This is a genomic window from Pedococcus soli (genome assembly GCF_054782575.1).
The window spans coordinates 195735-221106 of record NZ_BAAGSF010000003.1 but is presented as its reverse complement, the minus strand read 5'-3'; the positions used below and the strand labels follow the sequence as shown (position 1 = coordinate 221106).

At 68.8% G+C, this 25372-nt stretch carries 19 protein-coding genes; 12 read left to right on the top strand and 7 right to left on the bottom strand.

Features of this window, described 5'->3' with window-relative positions; translation table 11 throughout:
• Positions 1-132: 132 nt before the first annotated feature.
• The gene (locus ACYVKF_RS04005) at positions 133-2865 is read left to right on the top strand and encodes a LuxR C-terminal-related transcriptional regulator (protein ID WP_460965005.1); all 2733 of its coding nucleotides are present in this window, start codon (positions 133-135) and stop codon (positions 2863-2865) included.
• 29 nt (positions 2866-2894) lie between these two features.
• Here the strand turns inward: ACYVKF_RS04005 and ACYVKF_RS04000 are convergent, their stop codons facing one another.
• The gene (locus ACYVKF_RS04000) at positions 2895-4091 is read right to left on the bottom strand and encodes an MFS transporter (RefSeq protein WP_460965003.1); all 1197 of its coding nucleotides are present in this window, start codon (positions 4089-4091) and stop codon (positions 2895-2897) included.
• 465 nt (positions 4092-4556) lie between these two features.
• On the opposite strand from ACYVKF_RS04000, the gene ACYVKF_RS03995 reads away from it, so the two are divergent.
• The 5 genes from ACYVKF_RS03995 (at position 4557) to ACYVKF_RS03975 (ending at position 8377) form a co-directional block, all read left to right on the top strand.
• Entirely contained in the window at positions 4557-4730 is a 174-nt protein-coding gene (locus ACYVKF_RS03995; protein ID WP_460965000.1) for a hypothetical protein, read from the top strand.
• Position 4731: 1 nt separating this feature from the next.
• Positions 4732-5478: a DUF4386 domain-containing protein gene (locus ACYVKF_RS03990; RefSeq protein WP_460964998.1), complete on the top strand. Its 747-nt coding sequence runs from the start codon at positions 4732-4734 to the stop codon at positions 5476-5478.
• A gap of 39 nt (positions 5479-5517) precedes the next feature.
• A complete protein-coding gene (locus ACYVKF_RS03985) occupies positions 5518-6435 on the top strand; it encodes an ABC transporter ATP-binding protein (RefSeq protein WP_460964996.1) in 918 nt (305 codons plus the stop codon).
• Positions 6432-7247: an ABC transporter permease gene (locus tag ACYVKF_RS03980; protein ID WP_460964994.1), complete on the top strand. Its 816-nt coding sequence runs from the start codon at positions 6432-6434 to the stop codon at positions 7245-7247. The genes ACYVKF_RS03985 and ACYVKF_RS03980 overlap by 4 nt, the downstream gene beginning before the upstream one ends.
• A gap of 140 nt (positions 7248-7387) precedes the next feature.
• Positions 7388-8377 (top strand): NAD(P)-dependent alcohol dehydrogenase, encoded by a 990-nt coding sequence (locus ACYVKF_RS03975; RefSeq protein WP_460964992.1) that lies wholly within the window; start codon positions 7388-7390, stop codon positions 8375-8377.
• A gap of 146 nt (positions 8378-8523) precedes the next feature.
• Here the strand turns inward: ACYVKF_RS03975 and ACYVKF_RS03970 are convergent, their stop codons facing one another.
• A complete protein-coding gene (locus tag ACYVKF_RS03970) occupies positions 8524-8961 on the bottom strand; it encodes a hypothetical protein (RefSeq protein WP_460964990.1) in 438 nt (145 codons plus the stop codon).
• Positions 8962-9706: 745 nt separating this feature from the next.
• On the opposite strand from ACYVKF_RS03970, the gene ACYVKF_RS03965 reads away from it, so the two are divergent.
• The 4 genes from ACYVKF_RS03965 to ACYVKF_RS03950 all read left to right on the top strand — a co-directional run bounded on the left by ACYVKF_RS03965 (position 9707) and on the right by ACYVKF_RS03950 (position 14130).
• Complete coding sequence (locus tag ACYVKF_RS03965; protein WP_460964988.1) at positions 9707-11827, top strand: LuxR C-terminal-related transcriptional regulator; 2121 nt, start codon at positions 9707-9709, stop codon at positions 11825-11827.
• Positions 11828-11978: 151 nt separating this feature from the next.
• Positions 11979-12674 (top strand): hypothetical protein, encoded by a 696-nt coding sequence (locus ACYVKF_RS03960; protein ID WP_460964986.1) that lies wholly within the window; start codon positions 11979-11981, stop codon positions 12672-12674.
• A complete protein-coding gene (locus ACYVKF_RS03955) occupies positions 12671-13336 on the top strand; it encodes a DUF2306 domain-containing protein (RefSeq protein WP_460964984.1) in 666 nt (221 codons plus the stop codon). Before ACYVKF_RS03960 ends, ACYVKF_RS03955 begins: the two co-directional genes overlap by 4 nt.
• The gene (locus ACYVKF_RS03950; protein ID WP_460964982.1) at positions 13333-14130 is read left to right on the top strand and encodes a GNAT family N-acetyltransferase; all 798 of its coding nucleotides are present in this window, start codon (positions 13333-13335) and stop codon (positions 14128-14130) included. The genes ACYVKF_RS03955 and ACYVKF_RS03950 overlap by 4 nt, the downstream gene beginning before the upstream one ends.
• Positions 14131-14196: 66 nt before the next feature.
• Here the strand turns inward: ACYVKF_RS03950 and ACYVKF_RS03945 are convergent, their stop codons facing one another.
• Positions 14197-14697: a hypothetical protein gene (locus tag ACYVKF_RS03945; protein WP_460964980.1), complete on the bottom strand. Its 501-nt coding sequence runs from the start codon at positions 14695-14697 to the stop codon at positions 14197-14199.
• A 122-nt stretch (positions 14698-14819) separates the two neighbouring features.
• On the opposite strand from ACYVKF_RS03945, the gene ACYVKF_RS03940 reads away from it, so the two are divergent.
• Positions 14820-15227, top strand: a complete 408-nt coding sequence (locus ACYVKF_RS03940; protein ID WP_460964978.1) for a hypothetical protein — start codon at positions 14820-14822, stop codon at positions 15225-15227.
• Positions 15228-16004: 777 nt separating this feature from the next.
• On the opposite strand, the gene ACYVKF_RS03935 is transcribed toward ACYVKF_RS03940, so the two are convergent.
• Both ACYVKF_RS03935 and ACYVKF_RS03930 read right to left on the bottom strand, forming a co-directional pair.
• Positions 16005-17315 carry a hypothetical protein gene (locus tag ACYVKF_RS03935; RefSeq protein ID WP_460964976.1) on the bottom strand — a complete coding sequence of 437 codons (1311 nt, stop codon included), beginning with the start codon at positions 17313-17315 and terminating at the stop codon, positions 16005-16007.
• On the bottom strand, positions 17312-17590 hold the full coding sequence (locus ACYVKF_RS03930; RefSeq protein ID WP_460964974.1) for a hypothetical protein: 279 nt from the start codon (positions 17588-17590) through the stop codon (positions 17312-17314). Before ACYVKF_RS03930 ends, ACYVKF_RS03935 begins: the two co-directional genes overlap by 4 nt.
• A 564-nt stretch (positions 17591-18154) precedes the next feature.
• Between ACYVKF_RS03930 and ACYVKF_RS03925 the strand changes: the two genes are divergently transcribed.
• Complete coding sequence (locus tag ACYVKF_RS03925; RefSeq protein ID WP_460964972.1) at positions 18155-21190, top strand: hypothetical protein; 3036 nt, start codon at positions 18155-18157, stop codon at positions 21188-21190.
• A 107-nt stretch (positions 21191-21297) separates the two neighbouring features.
• Here the strand turns inward: ACYVKF_RS03925 and ACYVKF_RS03920 are convergent, their stop codons facing one another.
• Positions 21298-22395 carry a TIR domain-containing protein gene (locus ACYVKF_RS03920; RefSeq protein WP_460964970.1) on the bottom strand — a complete coding sequence of 366 codons (1098 nt, stop codon included), beginning with the start codon at positions 22393-22395 and terminating at the stop codon, positions 21298-21300.
• A gap of 636 nt (positions 22396-23031) precedes the next feature.
• The gene (locus ACYVKF_RS03915; RefSeq protein WP_460964968.1) at positions 23032-25368 is read right to left on the bottom strand and encodes a hypothetical protein; all 2337 of its coding nucleotides are present in this window, start codon (positions 25366-25368) and stop codon (positions 23032-23034) included.
• Positions 25369-25372 lie beyond the last annotated feature (4 nt).

Genomic DNA, 25372 nt, shown 5'->3' with positions numbered 1-25372 from the left:
GGAGTCCCCCTGCCCGAGGGTCCGGGCCCTTGCTCGCCACCAATCATCGCTTCGTCGCGGATGTGCTTCGGCGCAGGCAGAAGCTGTTCTACGCTGCAGACAGCCAGCCGGGGTGTCGCGAACGGAGCAGGCATGTCAGGTCCCCTGCTCACCACCAAGCTCTTCATCCCTCCGCCCAAACCCGGCACGCTCCTGCGGGCCCGCGTCAGCGACCTGCTCGACCAAGGCCGGGGTGCCAAGCTGACCGTGGTCGCCGCCCAAGCCGGGTTCGGCAAGACCACCGCCCTCGCGAACTGGGTGCACCACCGCTGTGAGCCGGGGCTCGTCGCGTGGCTCTCCCTCGACGCCGGCGACACCAACCCCGGCACGTTCTGGACGTACGCCGTCACCGCCCTTGCCGGCCCCATCCCCGACCTGCGCGCCAACGTCCTGCCGCTGCTCGAAAGCTCAGCGCCCCCACCACAGGCGGCTTTGACCGAGCTGGTGAATCGGCTCGCCGAGCTTGAGCACGACGTCGTCCTCGTCCTCGACGACTACCACCTGGTCGACAACCCCGACATCTCCGACGGTGTCGCGTTCCTGTTGACGCACCTGCCGCCGCACGCGCATCTCGTGCTCGGGACCCGCACCGACCCCGGCCTGCCCATGAGCCGGCTGCGAGCTCGGGGTGAGCTCGTGGAGATTCGTGCAGCCGACCTTCGGTTCACCGACGCCGAAGCAGCCAGCTATCTGCAGCATGCCGGTGTGGACCTGGACCCGGCCGAGGCCGCCATTCTCGAACGGCGCACCGAGGGCTGGGCGGCGGCACTTCAGCTAGCCGTCCTGTCGATGCAGAACCGCGGCGACGTCAGCAGCTTCCTCGCCGACTTCGCCGGCGACGACCGGTTCATCGTCGACTACCTCGTCGAAGAGGTCCTGGGCCGCCAACCTCGGGCCGTTCGAGAGTTCCTCCTGCGCACCTCTATCCTGGAACGGCTCAGCGGTCCCCTGTGCGACGCGGTGACCGGCAACACCGGCGGTGCCGACACCCTGGAACGGCTCGAACGGGAGAACCTGTTCGTCGTCCCGCTCGACGCGCGACGCCAGTGGTACCGCTACCACCACCTGTTCGCCGACGTCCTGCGGACCCACGCGTCAGCGGACCCGACCAGCCCTCGATTGGCGACACTGCACCAGCGGGCCAGCGAGTGGTACTACGCAGACGGTCAGCCGGTCGCGGCCGTAGGGCACGCCCTCGCCGCGGGCGACCCCTCCCGGACTGCGGCGCTCATGGAGAGTGCCATCCCCGGCCTGCTGCGTGACCGTCAGGAGGCAACCATCGTGGGCTGGGTGGAGGCCATCCCGCGTGACGTCGTCCGCGGCCGCCCCGTCCTCGCCATCGGCTTCATCGCAGGGCTCATGGCGGTCAGCCACGTGAGTTCAATACCGCAACGCCTCGACGACCTCGAAGCCGTTCTCGCCGAAATGGGAGCTGCCTCGCCGGCCGAGGCTGGTGTGGTCGTCGAGGACCCCAACGAGCTCCTCCAGGTGCCCGGCAAGGTGCAGCTCTACCGTGCGGCCCACGCCTTGCTGACTGAGGACCTGGAAGGGACACAGCGGCACGTCGCCCTCGCCACCAGGACGGCAGCCGCCGACGACTTCCGGACCCGCGCGGGCGCGTGGGGCCTGTCCGGGCTCGCGCACTGGCGCACAGGGACCATCGAGGAAACCCACTACTGCTACTCCAGGTGTGTCGAGGAGCTCCTCAAGGCGGGTCACATCTCCGACGTGTTGGGCTGCATCACGACACTGGCCGACATCCGCATCGCCCAGGGCCGGCTCAGCGACGCGGAACGGACCCTGCAAGGCGGTCTCGACCTCACCTTGAACACCGTTGCGGTCCCTAGGGGCGCCGCGGACATGCACACAGGTCTGGCGCAAGTCGCTGTCGAGCGCGGTCAGCTCGACAAAGCCGACGAACACCTGCGTCGCACCCAGCAACTCGGCGAAGCCGCTGGGATGCCGCAACACGCCGCGCAGGTCAGGGTGACCATGGCGCTGGTGCGCGCAGCCCGAGGTGATGTCGACGAGGCGTTGGCCCTGCTCGACGAAGCGGAACGCGTCTACGTCCCAGACTTCAAGCCAGACGTCCGCCCGGTGCACGCCACCCGCGCCCGGCTGCTCATCGCCCAAGGGCGACTGGACGAAGGGCGCGCTTGGGCGGACGCCCACCAGCTGCGACCCGACGACGAGCTGTCGTACGTCCGCGAGTACGAGCACATCACTCTGGCCATGCTTCTTTTGGCTGAGAACCGGAGCACGGCTGCGACGAGCCTTGCGACGACTCGCTCGTTCCTGACCCGGCTGCGCGGTGCGAGCGAAGCCGGCGGGCGGCTCGGTGCATTGCTTGAGGTCACGATGCTCGAAGCGTGCGCCGCGCTGGCTGCCAGCGACCGGCACGCCGCCGCCGACCACCTCCGGTTGGCCCTGAGGTTGAGCGACCAGCAGCGGTTCGCCCGCCCGTTCACAGACCACGCAGTCGACCTGCCACGGCTCGTCGCGCTGCTGACCTCGGAGGAGCAGCAAACGCCGTGGGTGCGGACGGTGCGCGCTGCCTGCGCGCCTGAAGGGTCTGGCACCGCACCGGCCCGGACAGAGCCGTCACGGCAGAACTTGGTCGACCCGCTCAGCGAACGCGAGTTGGAGGTGCTGCGCCTGCTCGCCACCGACCTCAGCGGGCCCGAGCTGGCCCGACACCTCGTCGTGTCCCTGAACACGGTCCGGACGCACACGCGGAACGTGTACAGCAAGCTCGGAGTCAGCGGCAGACGCGCCGCCGTGACTCGCGCCCGCGAGCTCAACCTATTGAGCCGTCACAAGGACTGACTGCCGCCTCCGGAGGGACGGTCGAGCCTTCAGCGCAGCGCCTTCACCGGCAGCACGGCGAACGCCCCCGCAGCAGCGCACGCGGCGGCAACGGCGAACAGGATGCCGTAGCTGCCCGTGCCGAAGGACAGGATGGCCGGCGCCAGCGCCGGCGCAAGCGTGAACGGGATGGCTCCGGCGTAGTTGAAGACGCCGAGGTCCTTGGCGGCGTTGTCAGGGTCGGGCAGCACCTCGGTGACCAGGGCGAGGTCGACGGCGAAGTACAGCCCGAAGCCGAGTCCGCTGACGGCCAACGCGGCCAGGTACATCGGGAAGGTTCCGGCAACGCTCAGCATCAGCATGGCGAACGCGTACACGAGCGCGGCAGCGCACACGAACACCTTGCGCCGCCCAGCCCTGTCGGAGATGCGACCACCAACCAAGGACGCCAAGACGACCGCAGACGACTGGGCGACGGTGCCTTGGAAGACCAGGTTCGGGATGTCAGCCTCGGCGCGGTGTAGGCGCTCCAGGAGGAAGTACACCTGGTACGTCGTCAGGAACGCGTACGCCATGACCAGCAGGAACCGGCTGAGGAACGCCCAGGCGAAGTCCGGGTGGCGGCGCGGGTTCACGACGAACGTGGTGGCCACATCCCGCAGCGTCCACGCCGGCCGCGTGTCAGCGTGCAGCGTCCGGTCCTTGAGGGTGGCGGCGAACACCGCGATGAACAGGCCGCCAAAGGCGCACGGCAGCAGGAACATCGCGAGCTCGTGGCCGGAGAACAGCTTCACGACGAACGTCGCGCCGATGGACGCGATGGGCAGACAGATGCCGAGAACACCTGAGACCAGACCGCGCTGCGCCGAGGGAACCTGGTCGGGCAGAACAGCCACGTGCACCGCCAGGACCGCGTTGAAGAACAGTTGGGCGATGCACCATCCGAGTACCACGGTGGGCACGTTGCTCGCGGTCGCTACGAGCAGGATGCCGCCGGTCCCGCCAAGCAGGCCGCCAACCATCCACGGGCGGCGCATACCCCACCGTGAGGAGGTTCGGTCGCTCAACCGGCCGAACAAGGGGTTACCAACTAAGGACACCGCTGAGCCAGCGCCAGCGACCAACGCCAGGCTTGCGGGGGCCTCGTCCTTGCCCACGAGGTCGTTCACTTTCAGGGCCAAGGTCACCACGAGCGGAGCCAGGAACAGAAGCGACGTGCCCAAGTAGGACAGCGTGTACAGGAGCACAAAGCCCCACCCAACGCGTCCCTGTGGGGCAGGCGCTCGAACCGTGGCGCTGGACGTGTCTTGCATGTGCGGTCTCCGGGAGGAACTGCGCGGCCATCCGAGGCCGGGCGCCCATCCACGGTAGGCAGCGGCGATGGCGAGCACCAGATGCGCGACGCGTAAACCGCAGGTCATAGCGCCTGCGCTGGCCTGATACATCCCCTTTGGGGCGTTCAGGTTCAGCCGACGACTCGTCATGTTCACCGTGCGGTTTCACCAGATGCGGTGATGGCCGCTCACCACATGTGCTCCTAGCTTGCGGCGTATCGAACCAGTCCACCGCCGCCAGCGCCCACCAGGCGCACACCCTTCGGGAGAGCCAGAGCCATGACGCACCAGCCAGCCCCAACCGGGCCCGACCGCGCCTGGTACGAGATTCGCCTCCAAGGACACCTCGGCAGTCACTGGGCCAGCAGGTTCGACGGCATGACCCTGACCCCGCTCGAGGACGGCACCACCCTCCTCCGCGGGCCCGTCGCCGACCAAGCCGCCCTGCACGGGCTGCTCCGCCAACTCGGCGACATCGGCATCACCCTGCTCTCCCTGCAACAGCACGACCGCGACCCCTCAACCGCTGCAACCACCGAACAAGGAGACTGACATGACCACCACCCAGCAGGCCCGCACCATCGAACGCCCGCCGGCAACGGACCCGACGCGCCGCGCCGCCACCATCGTCGGCTGGATGTTCGTCGTCACCTACATCACCTCGATCTCCGCCAAGGTGTGGTTCTACCCGCCGCTGTTCGACGGGAACTACATCACCGGGCCGGGCCACGACTCCCGCGTCCTGTGGGGCGCGTTCGCCGAGGCCATCCTCATCATCGCCAACATCGGCAGCGCCACCGCCCTATACACGGTCGTCAAGCGCAGGTACCCCAACCTCGGCCTCAGCTTCATCGCCGCCCGAATCATGGAGAGCGTATTCATCGGTGTCGGCATCCTCGCTGTCCTCACCGTCGTCACCTTGCGCCAGGACTACGCGGCCTCGGGTGGGCAGGCCACCGCCGGGCTGCCCGTCGTCGGAGACGCGTTCCTCGCCATGCAGCACTGGACGTTCAACCTCGGCCCGCAGTTCGTCGTCGGTGTCGGCAACGGCTGCATCCTCGGCTGGATGATGTTCCGCAGCCGTCTGGTGCCCCGCCGGCTCGCCGTCCTCGGCCTCATCGGCGGTCCCCTCATCGTCGCCTCCGGGTCCGCGGCCGTCCTGCACCTCATCGAGCCCGGTGGAGCGGTCCAGAGCCTCTCGGCTGCCCCGGAGTTCTTCTGGGAACTCGGCTTCGGCATCTACCTCATCGTCAAGGGCTTCAAGCGGACCGCCCTGACCCCCACTGCGCCCCAGTCGTAGCCAGCACGCTGCTGGCTCTGCCTCCGAGAGGACCTACTCATGCTCACCGTGGAACGGCTCACCAAACGCTACGGCCCGGCCGTCGCCGTCGACGACATCACCTTCACCGCCCGGCCCGGACGCGTCACCGGATTCCTCGGCCCCAACGGCGCCGGCAAGTCCACCACCATGCGGATGATGGTCGGCCTCACAAGCCCGACCACCGGCACCGCCACTGTCCTCGGACGCCGGTTCACCGACCTGCCCAACCCCGGGCGAGAGGTGGGGGTCCTGCTGGACGCATCCGCCCAGCACGCCGGCCGGACGGGGCGCGAAATCCTCTCCCTCGCCGCGCAGACCATGGGTCTGCCGGCGAGCCGGGTCCCGGAGATGCTCGCGAGGGTCAGCCTCACCGACACCGAAGCGCAGCGGCGCGTGCGCGACTACTCCCTCGGCATGCGCCAACGCCTCGGCATCGCCACCGCCCTCATCGGCGACCCCCAGGTCCTCATCCTCGACGAACCCGCCAACGGCCTCGACCCCGCCGGCATCCGCTGGATGCGCGACCTCCTGCGCAGCTACGCAGACCGCGGCGGCACTGTCCTCCTCTCCTCCCACCTGCTTCACGAGATCGAGGTCATCGCCGACGACCTCGTGGTCATCGGCCACGGCCGCATCGTCGCCCACGGCACCAAGGCCGACCTGCTCGCCACCACCGGCACCCTCGTCCAGACCCGCGACGGCGCCACCCTCACCGAAGCGCTCGACGGCGCAGGGACCGTGTACACCGAACATGGCGTGCGCAGCGCCACGGGCATCACCACTCTGCGCGTCGATGCCGACCCCGAGCACGTCGGGCAGCACGCCGCCCGCGCCGGTGTCGCCCTGCTCGACCTGCGCCCCGCCGAAGGCGCGGGCCTGGAGGAGATGTTCCTCGAGCTCACCGCCCAAACCCAGCGAGAAGGAGCCGTGGCATGACCACCACCGTCCTGACCACCCCCGCCACACCCACCACCACGGCGAGTCCCTCCGCCGTCTCGATCCGTATCCCGCTTCGGCGTCTGGTCGCCGTCGAGCTGCGCAAGTCTTTCGACACCCGTTCCGGGTTCTGGCTGCTCATCGGCACCGGCTTGGCCGCCGTGGCCGCCACCCTCCTGGTCATCGCGTTCGCCCCGGCTGGCCAGCTTAGCTACGGCATGTTCACCCTCGCCATCGGAAAACCCATGAGCATCCTGCTGCCGCTCATCGCCCTGCTGTCGGTCACCGCTGAGTGGAGCCAGCGCAGCGGACTGACCACGTTCACCCTCGTTCCGCACCGTGGCCGGGTGATCCTCGCCAAAGGCGTCGCCATGCTGCTGGTTGGCATCGTCGCCATGGTCCTCGCCTTCCCCCTTGGCGCACTCGGCAACGTTGCGGGCACCGCCATCCACGGGGTGCACCCGGTCTGGGACCAGAACGTCACCGACTTGGCCTACTACACGCTGGCGAACACGCTCCTCATGGCGGCTGGGTTTATGCTCGGCGTCCTCATCCGCGCCTCCGCCGGAGCCATCGTCACGTACTTCATCTACGCGTTCGTCGCCCCCACCCTTCTGACGTTCTTGGCCATGGGGCAGGAGTGGTTCCGCAACGCTCAGCCCTGGGTCGACCCGAACTTCACACAGGGCGCCCTGTTCAAGGGCGGGTTCAGCGCGCAGCAGTGGGCGCAGCTCGGTGTGACGTCCGCAGCCTGGTTGGTCGTCCCGCTGGCCGTCGGCGTGGTCACGCTGCTGCGCTCGGAGGTGAAGTGACCGTGGTCACGCCACCCACGAGCGGGGGTTCGGCGACACCAGGCCAAGACTCACCGGCGACCCACACCGGAGCTGAGGCCAGCCCGGTGTCCCCCGTGCACACGACTTCCACCCGGACGACGGCCCAGAGGACAACGACGATGAGGGCTCTTGCGCAGGATGCGTACGGGTCGCCGGACGTGCTGCGTCTGGTAACGGTTGCTGTCCCTCGACCCGGACCCGGCCAGGTTCTGGTGCGGGTGCACGCGAGCTCGGTCAACGCCCGCGACTGGCACATCATGCGCGGCGAGCCCCGCTTGGCGCGGCTGCTCGACCGCACTGTCTTCGGTCGTCACGCGCCGCGAGTGCAGACTCGCGGAACCGACTTCGCCGGCACCATTGTGGCTGTCGGCGAGGGCGTCACCGGGTGGCAGCCCGGTGACTGCGTCCTTGGGGAGGCCGACGCCGCCTGGGCCGAGTACACCGTGGCATCGGCAGACGCAATCGCGCGCATCCCGGAGGGTGTGACGGCCCAAGGGGCGGCCGCTGTGCCTCTCGCGGGCACCACGGCGCTCACCTGCCTCGACGCGGCCGGCGCGCGCGCCGGCGACCGCATCCTCATCAACGGCGCCTCCGGCGGGGTCGGCACGTTCGCCGTCCAGATTGCCCATGCTCGAGGCATGCATGTCACCGGCGTCTGCAGTTCCCGCAACGCGGCCCAAGCCCGCGCGCTCGGCGCCGACGCCGTCGTCGACTATGCGACCACCGACTTCTGCGCCACCGGGGACCGCTACGACGCCGTGGTCGACCTCGTCGGGAACCGGTCAGTGCGTCGGCTGCGCCGGCTCGTGCGCGACACCGGCACCCTCGTGCTGTCCGGAGGTGGCGTGCCCGGTACCGGACGACTCGTCGGCCCTCTTGGCTTGCTGGTCCGTGCCCAGCTCCTGTCCCGCGCCCCCGGCCCGCGAATCGCCATCCCGCAAGCACGACCCAGCACCAACCAGCTGGGCACGCTGAGCGCGCTCATCGTCACACACGGGGTGACTCCGGTGGTTGACCGAGTCTTCGACCTGGCTCAGGGTGCCGACGCTGTCCACTACGTCGAGACCGAACACGCCCGCGGCAAGGTTCTCCTGACGGTCTCGCCCTGACAGCGCTCAAAGGGCGCCTCGGTTTCCTCAGCACAGGCGCCCCCAAAGCCGGCACGGGCTTGAGCGGCGCGAGGTCAGGAGCAGGCGCCGCACGCTGGGGCCACTGCGTTGCGGCGCCGGCTGCCCCAACGGCACAGCGCTGGGGGTCACCGCCAACGCTCTGCGCGCCCGGCGACGAAGGTTCGCCACACGTGACCCCAGGGCACCACGGCGATGATGACGACGACCACTGAGCAGTTCACGATGACCTGACTCATGGCGTCGTCCACCGTTCCGGCCAAGGCCCGCGGCAAGGCGACCAGTGACAGCCACAGGACCTTCCAGGCGCTTTCGAACACCAGGACTGGCAGCATCCGGGTCGGCTGCCGCAGACCGAGGAAGGCGAGTACTGACATGGCCGTCAGGAGGCACACGGTCACACCTTCGAACAGGGGCAGGGTTCGAGCCTGCGGCAGCAGCGGCCACTTGACGATGACCAGCCCGACGAACATGAGCAGGTAGCCGGCGCGCATCGCGTTCAGCCGCCGAAGGGACAGGCCGGGCGCCTCGGTCGTGGATGCCGGAGGCAGGGCGGTGGTGGTCATGGCGGTTCTCCTTCGATGAGAACGAGCGTCAACCGCTCGTGGTGCAGCGAACGTAAGGCGGTCGTGGCACCGCTCGCGTCACCATGTCTGGTGACTGCGAATGTGAGCTGGCCACCTCACCCCGAACCCGCTGACCAGCGCCTACGGTCGCTCCTACACTCAGCAGGTGGCTGTGCTGGGGACCAAACTGCATGTGCCTGCCGCGCGCCCGAACCTGGTCCCACGCCAGCGGCTCACCGGCCGCATGACCGAGGGTCTGCCCCGGGTGGTCCTGGTCTCGGCGCCAGCCGGGTTTGGCAAGACGACGCTGCTCACCCAGTGGTTGCGCACCAGCGACGCCGGCCGGCGAGTCGCGTGGGTGTCCCTGGACGGGGGCGACAACGACCCCGCCCGGCTCCTCGAGCACGTCGTCGCAGCCCTCGCGTCCGTCTGCGAACTGCCCGAGACTTCGCGCCTCATGGCCGACGGCGGCACCCCACCGACCCAGGCCGTGCTCACCAGCGTCGTCAACGAGCTCGACGCCCACAGCGGAGCCACTGTCCTTGCCCTGGACGACTACCACGTCATCGACGCTGCGCAGGCGCACGCAGTCGCCGCGTTCCTGCTCGACCATGCCCCGCCGCAGCTGACCCTCGCCATCGCCACCCGTTCAGACCCGCCGCTGCCGCTGCCGAGGCTGCGAGCTCGCGGTGAGCTCCTCGAGCTGCGGGCCGCTGACCTGCGGTTCACCGACGACGAGACCAGCATGTTCCTCAACCGCGTCATGGGACTGGTTCTGTCGCCGGAGGACGTCAAGGCCCTCGCCACCAGGACCGAGGGGTGGGTCGCTGGCCTGCAGCTGGCCGGGCTCTCCCTACAAGGCGTGGAGGACAGTCGCGGCTTCGTCCAAGACTTCACCGGCACGAACCGGTTCATCCTCGACTACCTCGTCGACGAAGTCCTGGCCCACCAACCGGAAGCCGTCCGCCAGTTCCTGCTCGACACGTCCGTCCTGCACGAGCTCACCGGACCTCTGGCCGATGCGCTGACTGGCCGAAGCGACGGCCGAGCCCAGTTGGACGCGTTGGACCGCAGCAACCTTTTCGTCGTCGCGCTCGACGACCAACGCACCTGGTACCGGTACCACCACCTGTTCGTCGAGGCGCTCCGCGCGCGCCTGCTGGCAGACCACCCCGACGCCGTGCCGAAGCTCCATCGCGCCGCCAGTTCCTGGTACGCCGACCACGACCGACCGCTGGACGCAGTGCGGCACGCACTAGAAGCACTTGACCCGGGTCACGCTGCAAACCTGGTCGAGTGGGCTCTGCCCGACCTGCGCCGCACCCGCCACGACCAGTTCATCCGCGACTGGTTGACCGCCCTGCCCGACGACACCATCCGGCAGCGCGCGTTGCTGGCCACCTACCGCGCCTGGACCAGCCTCGTCGAAGGTGACCTGGAAGGTGTCGACGATTGGCTAGCCGCAGCGGAGACCGCCTACGCAGCCAACCCGCCCATGACCCCACTAGACGCGTCTACGGCTACCCGCGAGGAGCTGCGCACGCTGCCGGCCACCGTGGCCATCTTCCGCGCATCCGCCGCCCAGGCACGCGGGGACACCGCCGCCTCCCAGCAGTACGCGCGCAAGGCTCTCGAGCTCGTTGGCCCCGACGACCACATGGCCCGCGGGGGTGCCGCCGGGTTCCTCGGCATGGCCGCATGGGCCGACGGGAACCTTCGCGGCGCCGTGGAAACGTTCAGCACTGCCATGCGCAGCCTTGCCGCTGCAGGCGATGTTGCCGACGAGTTCGGCGGCACCGTTCCGCTGGGCAGCATGTGGGTGGCCCGTGGACGACCCGACGAAGCGCGGCGCCTGTTCGAGCGGGCGCTCGAAGGCGCTGAGAAGCACCCCGGTGCCGCCCTCGCTACGTTCGCCGACCTCCACGTCGGCCTGGCCGACGTCCTGGTGGAACACGGTCACCTTGACCGTGCCAGCGAGCACCTGACGGCTGCGTCCACCCTGGGCGAGGCAGCCTCGCTGCTGGAGAACCGGTACCGGCTGCCTATGACCACGGCTCGCCTGCGCCGAGCGCAGGGCGACCTCGACGCAGCTCTGCGCCTGCTGCAGGAAGCTAAAGACCGATACATGGCCGGCTTCTTTCCCGAGGTGGCGCCCATAGCCGCGCAGCAGGCCCGCGTCCATATCAGGCAAGGGCGACTTGCCGAAGCACGCGACTGGGCGACCTCGGTGGGAGTGGACCAGCAGTCCGCAGGCGGGTACCTCGAGGAGTTCAACCAGCTGACCTACGTGCGCCTGCTCCTCGCAGAGCACCGGGTCGAGTCCGACGCAGACACGGACGTTGGGCGCCTCTACGAGGCCGAGACGCGTCTGGGTTCCATCGCTGAGGGCGCCGAGATGGGTGGTCGCGGGGCGACCGTCATCGAAGTCCACCTGCTCCGCGCCCTTCTTCGTGAAGCCCGCGGCGATCGCCAAGCGGCCTTGGCCGAGCTCACGACAGCACTCGAGCTCGGTGTACCCGCAGGGTTCGTCCGTCTCTTCCTCGACGAGGGCGAGCCGCTCGAGGAGCTCCTGGCAGCGTCGGAACGACACCCACGAGCAGCGGCGCACGCCCGCACCCTCAGGCACGCGACTTACCGGCCCGGAGCCGCCCCGAACCCGGTCGACGGTGCCGTGGAGGCGCTCAGCGAACGCGAGCTCGACGTTCTACGCCTGCTCGCCACCACCCTCAGCGGCCCCGACATTGCCAAGGAGCTGTTCGTGTCCGTCAACACCTTGCGGACCCATACCAAGCACATCTTCACCAAGCTCGAAGTGAACACCCGGCGAGCCGCCGTCGAACGCGCCCGCGAGCTCGGCCACCTCTGACGCGGCCACGCGTCCCACGGCCTCCTCACGAGCGCCGGGCGACGGTCACCAACCAGATCACCACCGATGGTGATTCGCCCTCACCCCGCCGGTTCCTACCTTCAGGTCCGTCGGCACGACCGCCGACACCACCGAGCCAAAGGAATCCGTCATGAACGTCCCCACCTCCCGTCTCGGTCAGGGCGCCGGCCTTGCCGCCGCCGTCGCCGGAGCCATCTACATCGCCGTCCAGGTCAAGCACCCCGCCATGACCGTGGAGTCCGCCACCACCGCTGACTGGGTGGTCCGAAACACCGCCAAGACCGTCATGTCCGGGCTCGTCCTGGCCGGAATCGCCGGCATGTACCTGCGCCAGCACGCCAAGGCCGGCCTTGTCGGTCTGGTTGGCTACCTCACCCTGTCTGCCGGCTTCCTGATGATGTTTGCCACCACGTTCATGGCCGCGTTCGCACTGCCGACCACCGCCCGCCTCGACCCCGGCTGGACCGGAGACGTCATCGCAGCCGCCTTCAAGGGCAATGCCGACGGAGACATCGGCGCCCTCACCACCGTCTTCGCGGTCACCGGCGGCTTCTACATCCTCGGCGGCCTCCTGTTCGGCATCGCCACCTTCCGCGCCGGCGTGCTCAACCGCTGGGCCGCAGCCCTCCTCGCCGTCGGCAACGTCGCCACCGCCGCCCTCGCCGTCCTGCCCCAGTCCTTCAACCGGCCCCTGGCCGTCCCCACCGGCCTCGCCCTCATCGGCCTCGGCATCTCCCTGTGGAACGACCAGCGCAAGGTCACCTCCACCAGCACCGGCTCCGTCGTCGCGGCCGGGCACACCACCCCGGCGGTGACGGTCCGATGAACCGCCGGCAGCGGGGATGGCGCATCCCGGCCGCACTCATCACCCTGTCAGCCATCCCCCTCATGGCCGGCACCGCGAGAGTGGTCGAGCTCGCCGGAGGACCCGCACTCATCCCATCGGACCCGCGGTTCACTGCCTCCCCGCTGCCCGTCATCATCCACATCGTCGGCGCCGCCATCTACGCCCTCCTCGGTGCCCTCCAGTTCGCACCCAAGGTCCGCCAGCGACACCCACGCTGGCATCGAAGGGCCGGCCGCCTCACCATCGCCGCCGGAGCAGCCGTTGCCGGCTCAGCGCTCTGGCTGACCGTCTTCGTCCCACCACAACCCGACTCCGGACCACTCCTGTACGTGCTGCGCCTCGTGTTCGCGCCGGCGATGCTTACCGGCCTCACCCTGGGCATCAACGCCATCCGGCGCGCAGACGTCAAGGCACACCGGGCCTGGATGACCCGCACGTACGCCATCGCACTCGCCGCCGGCACCCAAGCATTCACCGAAGGCATCGGGGGCGCCGTCCTCGGTCACGGCCCCCTCGCCCTCGACGCGTCCCGCGGGGCAGCGTGGGTTCTCAATCTCGCTATCGCCGAATGGGCCATCCGCCGTCAACCCAGCATCAGCAGCCCAACGCCGCCCAAGACCACCGTCGGGAGCCACGCATGAACACGACCTACGAGATCCGCATCGACGGCCACCTCGACCCCCACTGGTCCAGCCGTCTAGGCGGTCTCAGCATCGCGCACCGCCCGGACGGCACGACCGCCCTGAGTGGACCCATCGCCGACCAGTCAGCCCTTCACGGCGTTCTCACCAGCCTCCGGGACCTCGCGGTGCCCCTGCTGTCCATCGACACTGCGCCCGCCCCACAGCCCTCGGTGTCGGACCCGCTCAACCGGGCGACATGGCCTCGAACGACCGACCGACTCACCATCCGTCGAGCTACCACGGACGACGCCGATGCGACCTTCGCCTTCCGCCAACGTGAAGACGTCGCCCACTGGCTGACCGAGCTCCCCACGGACCCGGTCCGCTACCGCGACAGGTTCGTGGACGCGCAGCGCCTCGCAGTCACCCTCATCATCGAGCGCGGCGGTCAAGTCATCGGTGACCTCATGCTCCGGGTCGAGGACGCCTGGACCCAGCAGGAGGCCGAACCACAAGGAAAGGGCCGCCAGGCTGAGCTGGCGTGGGTCCTTGACCCAGCTCACACCGGGCACGGTTACGCCACCGAAGCCGCACGAGAGCTCCTACGTCTGTGCTTCAACGACCTCGGTATGCACCGAGTCACCGCCACCTGCTTCGCCGACAACGCTCCGTCGTGGCGGCTGATGGAACGTGTCGGGCTGCGTCGTGAACTGCACGCGCAGGCGGATGCCCTGCACCGGTCAGGAAAGTGGATGGACACCTACGGGTACGCCCTCACCGCCGTCGAATGGACCCGCGCTGACCCGCGCTGACCACGGGCTAGGTCGCACAGCTAGGTCCAGGATTCCGCGTGCGCAGTGACCGTTTGTCGGGGCGTCTCACTGCCGCGAGGGCCTTGGCCGCAGACGCGGCGCCGTTGGGGTGCCGGGCTCTTGGTCGAAGATGCCGTCGATGGGTTCGGTGGGTAGGACCCCGGCAAGGCGACGGCTAGTGCGCAGCCGGGCAAGCGCAGGCTGTCGCATCGGGTGCACCGGCGTGGTGTTGCCGTCGTGGGTGAGGCTGCACCCGTCGGCGGCGACGTCGCGCAGGGCGGCGGCGTGGGCGGCGGGCTTTGTCTGCCAGAGGGCGTCCGTGCCGGGCGTGTGCAGGTCCCGGCCGGCAGCTGTCAGGGCCCACCGGTCTGCGACCGTGGTGTCCGGGTGGTCGGTTGCTTCGACAAGGCGGGCCCGGGCTGTGGCGGCAGTGACGGTGCCGGCGGTGAGCGCGCGACGCAGTCCGGCCAGGAGGCACTGGACTTTTGCGGTGGTGGTGTCGGTGACCTCCTGGTGGTCGGGGCACGCGGTGGCGTACGGCCGGCCGGGGTCCAGCAGGTGTGCCACCACTTGTGTGAGGGCGGCTGGCAGTTCGGCGTGAGGTGGGGGCGGCCGGCCCATCGGCCCAGGATGTCGGCGGGTGCGATGACGGTGGATGTCGCCGGGACCCATTCGACGATGTCGGCTGCGTGCTGGTCGCGGGTGCGGCCGGTGCCGCGGGCGGAGGGCTGGTCGCCGGTGTCGATGACCAGCCACAGCTGAACCCCGGCAACGAGCGCGACCTGGTGGAGCTCGTCGAGGACGTAGGTGGGCATCAGGCTGACGTCGTCGATGAGCAGGTGGCGCACGGGTCCGTGGACCAGGTGGGTCAGGGCGCGCAGCAGGTGGGTTTCGCCGACGGCGCGTGGGGTGGCGACGCCGACGACGCCGATGGCGTCGAGGAGGTCCTGGCTCAGGGATGGGACGAGGCGCCGTCTAGCGTTGGGGCGCGGGTGCATCCAGGCGGCGTCGTCATGGTGGGCGGCGTAGGTGCGAAGGGTGCGGACGAGGTTGCTCATCTCCTCGGGCGGGCAGAGAACGGCAACCGGGCCGGGTGAGGCTGTGTGCCATGGCGTAGCGGTCATCGCGGACGCCGGTGACGGGTTGGCTTGTGGTCGAGGTTGGGGTGGACCCCGTCGATGCTGTGGATGGCGTCGGTTGCGTCGGCGACGGTGATGGGACCGGTGCTGCCCCAGTCGTTGGCGAGGGTCAGCAGAAGCTTTGAACACTTGCGCCATGACCCGTGGGCGTACTCGCGGTCGAAGGTGAACAGGAGCCCGGGTCTGTTGCGGCGATGTGCCGGTGGTGAGCGGTCAGGAGCTCGAGCATGCGGCCGGTGGTGTGGTGGCGCAGTTCGATGCGTCGGTCGATGCGGCTGCCCACCGAGGGTTCGGCCTTGAGGTGTTCGAACAGGTTGGACCCGGTCCCGCCTGGAATGGAGTGACCTAAGTCAGACGAGCGGACACTCCACCGGAAACCCGCACCTTGTGGCCGACCGGCGCGAACTCCGCACGGTCCGGCTCATGACGACGATCAGCCCCATCCCCGAATCCCCTTCCGCCTCGGCGACCACGCACCCATGCAACCGCGGAGCCGTCATCGCAGTGGCACGCGCTGCCCGCTGTGGTGGCATCTGCGGTGAGGACCCGCCATCGCATCCCGGGTGCGGCTGGGAGTGCGTGGAGCTTTGGGCCGCAGCGGTGACGGAGGTGCGCTTGGCTGCGCTCTCCGCGCTTCCTGAGGACTGCGCACCCCTGGTGTAGTCGGTTGCCGGGAGGGCCTGTCCATACGACAGCGAGGGAGGGACGCATGATGCGTCCCTCCCTCGAGGTGTTTCACGGGTGCAGCGTCGCCAGACCCGCGGTGAGGGCGTCGTGCAGCCTTGTGCGCACCCTGGCCCCGGTGAGCAGCAGGCTCTCCAGGTTCTTCTTTGCCGCTCCGGCGAGCCGGCCGACATCGTCGAACTCGCTCAACAGAGTCAGCGCGTGCTGAAGCTGGGCCTGCGCCTTCGCGATGTCCACGCCGTCGTCGCCGTGTTGGCGAACGGTGACCAGGGCGACCAGCTCTCGAGTCGTGAGGTACACGAGGCTGAGCGTGTCCGGGTCGTCGGCTGCGACGACGAAGGAGAGGTCGTCCACACGGGCGAACCGTCCTCCTCCTGGCACCTCAGCGGGGGTGGGCACCAAGATCAGGCACCCCGCTGCTCCGCGAACCTCCCGAGCGGTGATGGCCTCAGCCTTGAGGGCCTGCGCGGTCATCGGTCGGGACCGCTTCTTGGCTTCGACCACGACGTGCACGGACGTGCGTCCATGCCCGGTGATGGCCGGCGACAGTGTCACCAACCCGTCACCGGTGCGACGCGTCGTGGCGTTGACGCCGCGTTGGGCGCCAACCGCGGTGAACTGGTCTCCTGCAGCAGCGCAGACATCGGCGATGAGTCCCATGGCGTGTTCTTCCCAGTCGGCGCCGATGGCCCGGCTGTTCTTGGCGGAAGCCTTCGTGGTCGCCTGGGCGGCCGTCAGGAGCCCGCGCACGGTCGTCATCTGTTCGCTTAGCTCCCGACGGGTGCCGTTGAGCTCAGCGAGGATGTCGCTTCGTAGGCTCTGTACCGGTCCTTCTCGGTCGAGGGACAGGGCGTTCCGGACCGACTCGGAGTGCTGCGTCAGGGCGGCGCGGACTTCGGCAGTACCGGTGTCCTGGACGGCCCGAGCCGCTTCTGCGACAGCCGCACGCACGTTGCCTGCTTCGGCGGACAACACGCTCTCGAGCTGGGCCGGCAGCCGACTCAGTGCATCTTGGGCTGCCTTGGCGACAGCCTGTTCGCCGTCCCTGAGCCGGTCCAAGGTCTGGTTCAACCCGGCAAGGGCAGCGGCGGAACGGTCATCGACGTTGCGTGCGAAGTCGTCCAGCGTGCGCTGGATGACGGCCGTGTCGGTGGCTGCGGCCCCGGTGGTGAGGGCGAGTAGCCCGACGGGGACCGCTCGGCGGATGAGGTCGGCCAGGGCGTCTGGGCCGTGCTCGGTGAGCTGGCGGCGGGCAATGGCGACGGTCTCGGGGTGAGGGACCACGAGGTTCGTCAGAACCAAGCTGTCGGCGGTGACGTCGACCAGGTCGTGTTCTGGCGTTGGAAGGGCGGAGAGGCTCACAGGCTTCCTCCCTTGGTCGGGACGGGCAGCGGCACGCCGGCAGGGAGCTCGAGGGCCGCCCGTCGACACAGTAGGCACGCGCTGATGGGCACGCCGCTTCCGTCGTGCAGCAAGGCGGACTCCCAGATAACCAGCTCGGTCAGCAGGGGCTCGCAGGTGGGGAACCGTTCGAGGAGCGCCTCCTCGACGTGCATCTGTGAAGCGCGAAGAGAGGCTTCCTCCTCGGACCCGTGGGCGGCCGCGGAAGCGGCGCGGTAGGTCAGTTGGATCCACAAGCGCAGGAGTCTGGACTCCTCGCGGCGGGACGGTGGTGTGGGACTGGCTGCGACGCGGGTGGCGCGCAGCGGCTGGTTTGGTGTCACGGTGAACTCCAGCGGAGATGACCACAGCGTGAGGGGCTCATGCCCCCACTGTCAGTGGGGGCCTTGTTGGTGACCCGATTGCCACTGTGGAGGCGGCAGGTTCACCCACAAGGGGGACACCCATTCGGGTTATTGCTGCCTCTCAAGGGCCACCCGGGTTGGCCCCAGTCCTACAGCCTCAACCTGTCCCTGTATGCCTCAGCCACTACCCCTCCCCCGACCTTTCGAGGTCACCACCCCGGCCTCCGTGTACCGCGGGCAGGTCTCGCGCCTTCGCGGTATGACGACTGACGAGTTCGCCACCGTCGACCCTTCGTTGGGCGCCGAGTTCGTCCGCATGCGCGTCGCCCACAGGGTTGTTCGCACGGTGTAGAAGTCCCGGTCCATCTCGATGAGTGCTGGCTCTTGTATCGCAGCCAATGCCGCTCACGGTCCTGCCAGCACGGTGCTGCGTGCACCCAACACTCTGGAGGACTCGTGAACAACCTGTACACCCCGAACAAGGTCTACCTGCCGCTGGCGCGGCTCCTGCCCGACGGCTGCCCGGTGACCCTCGACATCACCCGCTTCTCCATCGTCGGCGACCGCGCCGGCATCGCCGCCCAACGAGGCGTGCACCACTCGATCTACGGCTCCGACCCGGCCATCCAGACCATCAGCGCCTGGCCCGACGAAGCCTGGGACCCTCAGCACCCCGCAGTCGGGGCCAAGTACGGCATCCGGTGGGTACGCATGCAGGACCTGCACCACAACGCCACCGGCACGGAGCCCATCGCCGCGGTTGTCCTCGTCGACGGCCACCTGGTCGTCAGCATCACCCTGTCATCGACCACACGGCACATCATTCGCGACGATGGCGACGACGAGAACGGCTATTCGCGTCTGTGCCTCGCACTCTTCAGCCACTACCCCAGCCTCACCCGGGTCCGCTGGGCCGACGACGTCACCCGGGCCGGCCGTGACGCCGCCGACTGGGCCCAGCTCAAGGCCAAGGCGCGGGTGCGTGACATCCGCATGGTTCTTGGTGGGCGCGAGTACGACCTCAAGAACCCCGGGGACGAGCTCGCCCTCGGCGCTCTTGGTCTTGTCGCGTCCAACGACGACCCGCTGCGACGCCACAAGCTGACCGGCAAGCGTCTGCTCAAGTACCGCACGGGAGGCGCTGCCCTCTCGGAGAGGCAGATGCCGCACGGGTGGCGGCTGCAGCGGGACGAGCACGGACGCCCGGTGCGCGAGGGCGATAAGGGACTGCTGCCGGAGGGACAGCCCGAGCGCGTCCAAGCACTCGCGCAGCTCTACCGCATGGCCGCGAACGGAGCACCGTGGCACGCCATCGGCGCACAGCTCATCGACCTCGAGCAGGCGGGCAAGATCGAGCGCCGCTCCCACATCGACCCCGGCGCCACGTACGCCGCCATGGCCGGCAACCCCCAAGCCACGTACGACGCTGCCAAGAGCATCTTCGTCCGGTCCAACTTCGCGCCCGGCGCCGCACCGACTCCCGAGGACATCGATCGGTACGAGGCCGGTGAGGACCCCGGCGCTCTGTTCGATACCGACACCCTGCAGTTCATCGCCAAGCCCGAACTGGTCCGCACCGGCCGGTACCACCGCCGCCTCAAGAACGACATCCGCGGACGCGGTCTCGTGCTCGACGGCGTCCCCGCCACCTACGCCGACGAGAAGGACGAGTACGGCTGGTTCGACGTGTTGTCAGCGCCATGGCCCTGGCCGGTCGACCCGCAGACAGGAATGCCCATCCCGCGCTTCGGACTGTCCGACGAGACCTGCCGCAAGGTCGGAGCCCGCCTGCTGCGGGAGCTCCGGTCCCCCTCCCGACCAACCGGTGGACGCGCACACCAGGACGGCCAGCGACGGGTGCTTCAGCGCTTCGAGAACTGGACACGCGAGCCGGGTCACCCGGACGCGCGCTACACCGACGAGGCCACCGAGCTCGGCGTCGAGGCCCGCCAGAACAACAGCGGCCGCGAGAACTTCATCGTCCTGTTCCGACGTCAGTCCGTCGGCCAGTGCAAGGGACAGACCAGCTGGCACTGGGTGGGTGCCGGCGAGCACCGTCCCGACCACATCGCCGGGACAGGCAACCTCGCAGAGCTGACAGCCTCCGTCGCCGTCTCCCTGGACGCGGCAGTGGAGAAGGCTCTGGACCCGGAGACCCTGGCCCCAGCCGAGCTCGTCCGAGCCAGCATCGCCTCGATCGACCGCCGCCCGGCGCTACGAGCCCGGGTGACGGCAGCCGAAGCGGTCGCGCAGACGGCCTCGGAGGATGCAGACGCGCTGCGCATCCAGTCGGGCCGTCGCGCTGCCGCCCAAGACTTCCTGGGTGCAGACAAGTACGACGCGATGGCGGCCGACCGGGACAGGGACGCCGAGAAGGCGCTGCTGCAGGCTGCGGAGCTGACCCGCCAGATCGACGCACTCAGCGACGCGCAGGTCTCCGATAGGGAGGCCACGGCCGAGGCCAATGTCACGGTCGCCGCGTACCTGGTCGTCGGTCTGGAACGCGCCGCCCGGACCAACGGCCGCGGCACCCGGCAACTCGGCCTATTGGCCGACCGCGTCTTCCGCGACTGGGCGTTCAGCGTCCGGGGGGACGAGATGCACTGGCAGGCCGCCGCAGCGCTACCCCTGCGCGACGGCGGTGAGGCCGTGGTCCGACTGGACGGGGTCATCCGCAACGTGCGAAGCCGCCCCGGGAAGGCCCTGGCGACACCCCACATCGTCGCCCGCTATGTCTTCGACGAGGGCCGCAGCCTCGACGACGTCGCGCAGGTCCTCGAGGTGAGCCGCAAGCGGCTGCTCAGCGCCCGCATCATGCCCTGGCTGGTGCAGCACGGCGTCACCTCACGCGGTGCGAAGAACGCCCTCGTCGATCACCCGGTACACGCTGTGCGGCAGGTTGTCCACGCCCTCGTCGCAGGCGACGCTGACACCGTCGAGTCACTCCCCTGGCCCAAGCGCTGGGTGGACCTCCTTTCATCCACCTACCTCGACCCCACCCTCCGCTGGGGCGACGCCGCCTGTCCCGACGACGTGCGCTGGGTCCAGCAGCTCGTCGCCACCCTCGACCAGAGCGGCCAAGCCCGCACCGTCAGCGTCCGCGACGCCGCACTCGCCATGGGGGTCAGCGAAGACGCCGTCCGGGCCCTGGCAAGGCCCGTGCAGCGCTCGGAGGGCGTCAGCCGGCCGCAGTACCTGCGCTACCTGCCCGGCAGCCACAAGTCGCGCGTGCAGCTCATCCCCTGCCCGCACGGCTGCCGCCGCGCGTGGGCGGCGGCAGTCGCCCTCTTGCCCGAGGTGGCCGCCTCCGGCTTCGGCGTCCTGTGCACGACCTGCCGACGCGCTCCTAGCCCAGAGGGGCTGTGGGCCACAGTTGCGTTCCCCACCGCCTACCTGGAACCGGTCACCGGCACCGGTCTCGGGGGCTCTCTCAGGGCAGAGGCCCAGACCACGCCGACACCGCGGGCTACCGCCCTGGAACTTGTCACGTAGCCATCGTGACCACCAGATCGGTGGGCTCACCGAGTGCCGCCCGGCTTCTGCGAACGGTCCGGCCCTCCACCCGTGCACGCTCGAGTGGAGGGCCGAGGCAAACTGCTTCAGCTGTCGGTTCGGAACTTGCTGACGGCCTTCATCAACTTCATGCCTGCATCCCAACCAATCTCTTCGCCCTCGTACTCACAGCGGTACAGACCCTGGAGGTTCGACGGGACCGGCAGCCGCTTGTCCCAGAGCAAGATCACACGCGTGTCATAGAGGACGAATGCCGCACCAATCTCGATGAGGACATTCTCGTTGATGGTGTACGTACCGTTCTCATGCCTGCGACGCTCATCAGCGTTCACGCAGATGATTCCGGCGTCTGAGCGACGCATCGCCGCGAGCACCTTGTTCGGCACTGGGATAGCAGTGGACTCCTCCTCCTCTGCGACTTCAGCGACGATGTCAGCCAGATCCAACATTGTCTGAACCTGTTCGACGACCCGCATGTTCTGACCGTGCGCGATGAACACCCGCAGCTTGTCCCCAGCCCGTCGCGCGCTTCCGGAGGCACCCCGGGGTGCCGCCTCCTGCTGCTCACTGTCATGCGGCACCGGGCTCGCTTCGTCAGCTGAATCGATCGGCTCTGGCGCGCCAGCCCCCGCCTCAGCTGGGTCGTCCTCGAGGGAGGGCCCGGTCCACGGCGGAACGGACGGGCCCGACTCAACGAAGGACTTCACCGCTCCCTTGTTCAGCTCCAACCGCGTCTCAGTTCCGCGACGTCCGAGGACGTAGGAACCAAGACCTGCACCTTCCGCGAGATTGAAAAAGCACGTGACAGCATCCTTGATGGAGCCTTCGATAGTGGTACCGAGCGCCTCACTGTGGTGTTGGTGCCAGTGCGCGGTCAGGTCGTTCAGCGTGAGCGTGTCGAACTCCTGATGATGTGCCCACTCCACCGCGCCGCGGTACGGGCGCGTGCGGTCTATGACTGCTGACAGCACCTGTGCCTTTTCCTCCGGTTTGCGGGCGATGCGCCACCCCTCGTTCGACAGCAACACCTTCTCTCCCTGAAGTTCCACAAGCCCCCAGGTCTTGTATGCGTTCATCTTCCGCGGGTCGAGCGGCTTCCCCGTGATGATCGCCTTCGCATCGGCGATGGTTGCGCCGGTAGGTTTGTTCTTGAGGTACCCGATGATCGTGTCGACGTCATCCATGGTCGTTTTGACCGGTAGTCCCATTGCTTCCCCCTTGGTTGTCGTACATCCAGAATACGCGGCACAAATCGAATAGGAGGCAGATTAACGCGGCGACGCGCCGCGTTAATCTGGCGGGATGTTCACCGGCTCACACCGCGCACGAGCGTGCGCGACTCGCGAGCGAAGCCAACGTGACGATGCCGCTCGACTGCTGACGCCGCAGCGAGCCTTCTGCGCTGGAGTGCGCCCGGCGACACGCGCCCTCCAGCCGTCGGCGCGCAGCCCGTGGGACACCCCATGAATCCGCTGCGGTGTGGACTCAGCCGGACCCGAGGAGTGCCGCGGAGCCACTGTGAGTCAAGTGCGAGCCCATGCGAGACCCATGCGAGGCCCATGGGAAGGCTGACATCGCTCACCCCGGCCCGTAGATTCGCGAATCGGCGCCTCCGGAAACAACTTCGCCACGGTCGCCCCCAGCAGCCAGCCAGCGGACGCCCACGGCGTCCGGCTCGAACCCGACCAGGTCATTCGCGGATCGACCTCAGACCGAGGGCGCGGATCTGCATCAGCAACGCCCTGGGGCACGTCCAGTCACGGGAGGTAGCGCGCTCCCTTGGTCCGAAGCGCTTGTGAGCCGCCCTTACGCCGGGTGAGTCACCCTGGCGAAGTGTGGGCGACAGCCCTCTTCCGAGTCTGTGGCCGTTCAAGCATCAGCGCATCGACTGACCCCGTCATCAGGCGAACTTCGCCGACACTGCTCGCCGTGTCCGCCTCGAGCTGGCCGGCCCGTATCCACGCAAGCACGACTGACGACGAGACCCGGAGACGGCTTGCCGCCTCGTTCACGGACTCGGTGCGGCTCGCGATGGCCCGCACGTTGCCGAACTCCGCCACGAGCATTCCTCGGGCCTCCTCGCTGACGAGGTACTCCCTCGTCCGCTGGTCTCGGGGAAGCTCGATGCCCAGTCGGTTCATGGCGACATAGACCTGGTGGTAGGTAGCCCCCACCTCCGCGGCGACGTCGCTCAGGTGCAGCTTGGAGGCTTCCATGGACTGAAAGTTCTCGACATCGGATATCCGGGCGTACCACTGGTCGCGCCCATTCGGGCCGGGGTGAGTCTCCCCCGGGATGACACCGGCTGCGAGCCAGGTGCGCACCGTCGATACGGGCTGGCTCAGCAGGGAGGCGACCTGGGCGGCGTCGAGAACGGGTTCGGACAGCTCGTCCGCTGCAGGCACGTGAAGGGCGAGCCAACCGAGCTCCGCCAGTGCCCCACGGACGTGCTCCCGTCGCGCCCGGATGGGATTGTCCTTCCCCCAGCTCGGCTCCTTGGCTGTGGCAACAACGGTGAGTCCGTTCAGCTCAGCCTCGACCATCTCGTGGACGCGGCCAGCGACGGCTCGGCTCGCGGCATGGTTGGGCTTGTCAAGGGTGTAGGCCAGCCCGTGGACATCGTCGCCCGGAGCGTGACCAAACATCCTCAGCAGTGCGAGGCGATGCAGCCCTTCGGACCACTCGAGGTCGGTCGTCAGGCCCTTGCGCAGGTCGTGCGGAACGACCTTGTCCTCGAGCTTTCCAAGGTCGCTGAGTCGCTCTGCTGCCAACGCCGACGAGAGTGCCGCGCGGAAGCTGTGCTGACCGCTTTTGCCCTCCTCCTGAAGTCCGGGAATCAGCCGGGCGTCACAGTCGACCGTGCCGTCCCCCGCCGTGTGGAACACACGGATGAGTCCTCGCACGAAGGCAAGCACTGTCCCGGTGACGATGATGCCGCGGTAGGACTCTCCGTTCTTCAGCTGTTCTTTCTCGTCAACGCTGACGATGTCCTCGCCGCGCCGTACGAGGAACTTCCGGCCGCCCTGCGCCCGAAGACGCACCACTGCGTAGCGGCCACCGTCGTCGAGGATGTCCGAGACCTTGATGCCGTACACCTCCGAGATGCGCATGCCCAGAAGCCGCATCATCCACAGAACGGCCTGGTGCACAACGTGCATGTGTGCCGCCAAGGTGCGGGTGGTGCCCAAGGAGACGACGGGACGGTCGACCCGTGGGGTGCGGTTCCGGGAGCGCTTGGACGTCATGCCAGCGGTGGGGTTGCCCACGATGACGACGCCGTTGTTGCGCGCGAACTCCACAACCTTCTGCAGGACCCACATGATGTTCCCGACACTGCCGGTACCGAGTCCAGCGCCCTGTCGCGGCCGCCCGCGCCGCAATGGCTCCCCGTCGAGCAGACCGCATTCGCGCAGGTCCTTGAGCGGAATCATCCACAGTCCGTCGACACGCTCTGCACCCGCGAAGCGCCCGTCGCGGCGACGGCGGTTGATGGTCGCCTTGCTGGCACCGGTCAAGACGACGGCTTCTTCCACGGACACCGAGCCTGTGAGCTCGGGCTTGACGCTGTGGTCCAGTTCGAGGTTCGGAGCGTCCTTACCCAGGAGCCGCGACCGGAGCTGCCCGGAGAGCACCAACGTCAGCTCCTCGACGCAGAACACATCGCTGCCGTGCGCGGTGCGGGCCTGCTCCTTCAGGAACGGCATGATGTGGGCGGCCCAGAGGTCCTCGACCGCCACCTCACGCGCAGCGTCCGCGGCGTCAAGGTTGCGGTAGTAGTGGGTGACGAAGAGCGGAAAGAGCGCGGCGATGTCGTGCCCGCGTCCCGGAACGAAGGCGTGCGCAAGGTGAGCCACCGGAGAAGGATCCTGCTGTGCGGGCACCTTCGCCGTCGTCACCGTGTTCACCCCGAGCGCTGTGCCTGCAGGACCTGCCGGCCGGCCGTCAGGGTCGGCGTGGCCGGGGGTAGCGCTCTTCAGGCCGCGCAGGGCCCCGTACGCGCGGGGGTCGGGAACGGGCACCCCGGCTGCCCGGGCGGCCATGGCCGCCTGCATCCACTGCTTGGCGCCGCTCTCGTCGGCCCCAAAGGGGACCTCGTCTCGAGCCTGGCCCTCGGCCGGGGGCAGCGAGGCGTAGACGCGCCCGTTCTTGGTGCGCACGCTT

What these genes read in the sequence shown, in the direction of transcription:
- ACYVKF_RS04005 (WP_460965005.1), top strand. Translation starts at nt 133, where the DNA reads ATGTCAGGTCCCCTGCTCACCACCAAGCTCTTCATCCCTCCGCCCAAA.
- ACYVKF_RS03995 (WP_460965000.1), top strand. Translation starts at nt 4,557, where the DNA reads ATGACCCTGACCCCGCTCGAGGACGGCACCACCCTCCTCCGCGGGCCC.
- ACYVKF_RS03990 (WP_460964998.1), top strand. Translation starts at nt 4,732, where the DNA reads ATGACCACCACCCAGCAGGCCCGCACCATCGAACGCCCGCCGGCAACG.
- ACYVKF_RS03985 (WP_460964996.1), top strand. Translation starts at nt 5,518, where the DNA reads ATGCTCACCGTGGAACGGCTCACCAAACGCTACGGCCCGGCCGTCGCC.
- ACYVKF_RS03980 (WP_460964994.1), top strand. Translation starts at nt 6,432, where the DNA reads ATGACCACCACCGTCCTGACCACCCCCGCCACACCCACCACCACGGCG.
- ACYVKF_RS03975 (WP_460964992.1), top strand. Translation starts at nt 7,388, where the DNA reads ATGAGGGCTCTTGCGCAGGATGCGTACGGGTCGCCGGACGTGCTGCGT.
- ACYVKF_RS03970 (WP_460964990.1), bottom strand. Translation starts at nt 8,961, where the DNA reads ATGACCACCACCGCCCTGCCTCCGGCATCCACGACCGAGGCGCCCGGC.
- ACYVKF_RS03965 (WP_460964988.1), top strand. Translation starts at nt 9,707, where the DNA reads ATGTTCCTCAACCGCGTCATGGGACTGGTTCTGTCGCCGGAGGACGTC.
- ACYVKF_RS03960 (WP_460964986.1), top strand. Translation starts at nt 11,979, where the DNA reads ATGAACGTCCCCACCTCCCGTCTCGGTCAGGGCGCCGGCCTTGCCGCC.
- ACYVKF_RS03955 (WP_460964984.1), top strand. Translation starts at nt 12,671, where the DNA reads ATGAACCGCCGGCAGCGGGGATGGCGCATCCCGGCCGCACTCATCACC.
- ACYVKF_RS03950 (WP_460964982.1), top strand. Translation starts at nt 13,333, where the DNA reads ATGAACACGACCTACGAGATCCGCATCGACGGCCACCTCGACCCCCAC.
- ACYVKF_RS03920 (WP_460964970.1), bottom strand. Translation starts at nt 22,395, where the DNA reads ATGGATGACGTCGACACGATCATCGGGTACCTCAAGAACAAACCTACC.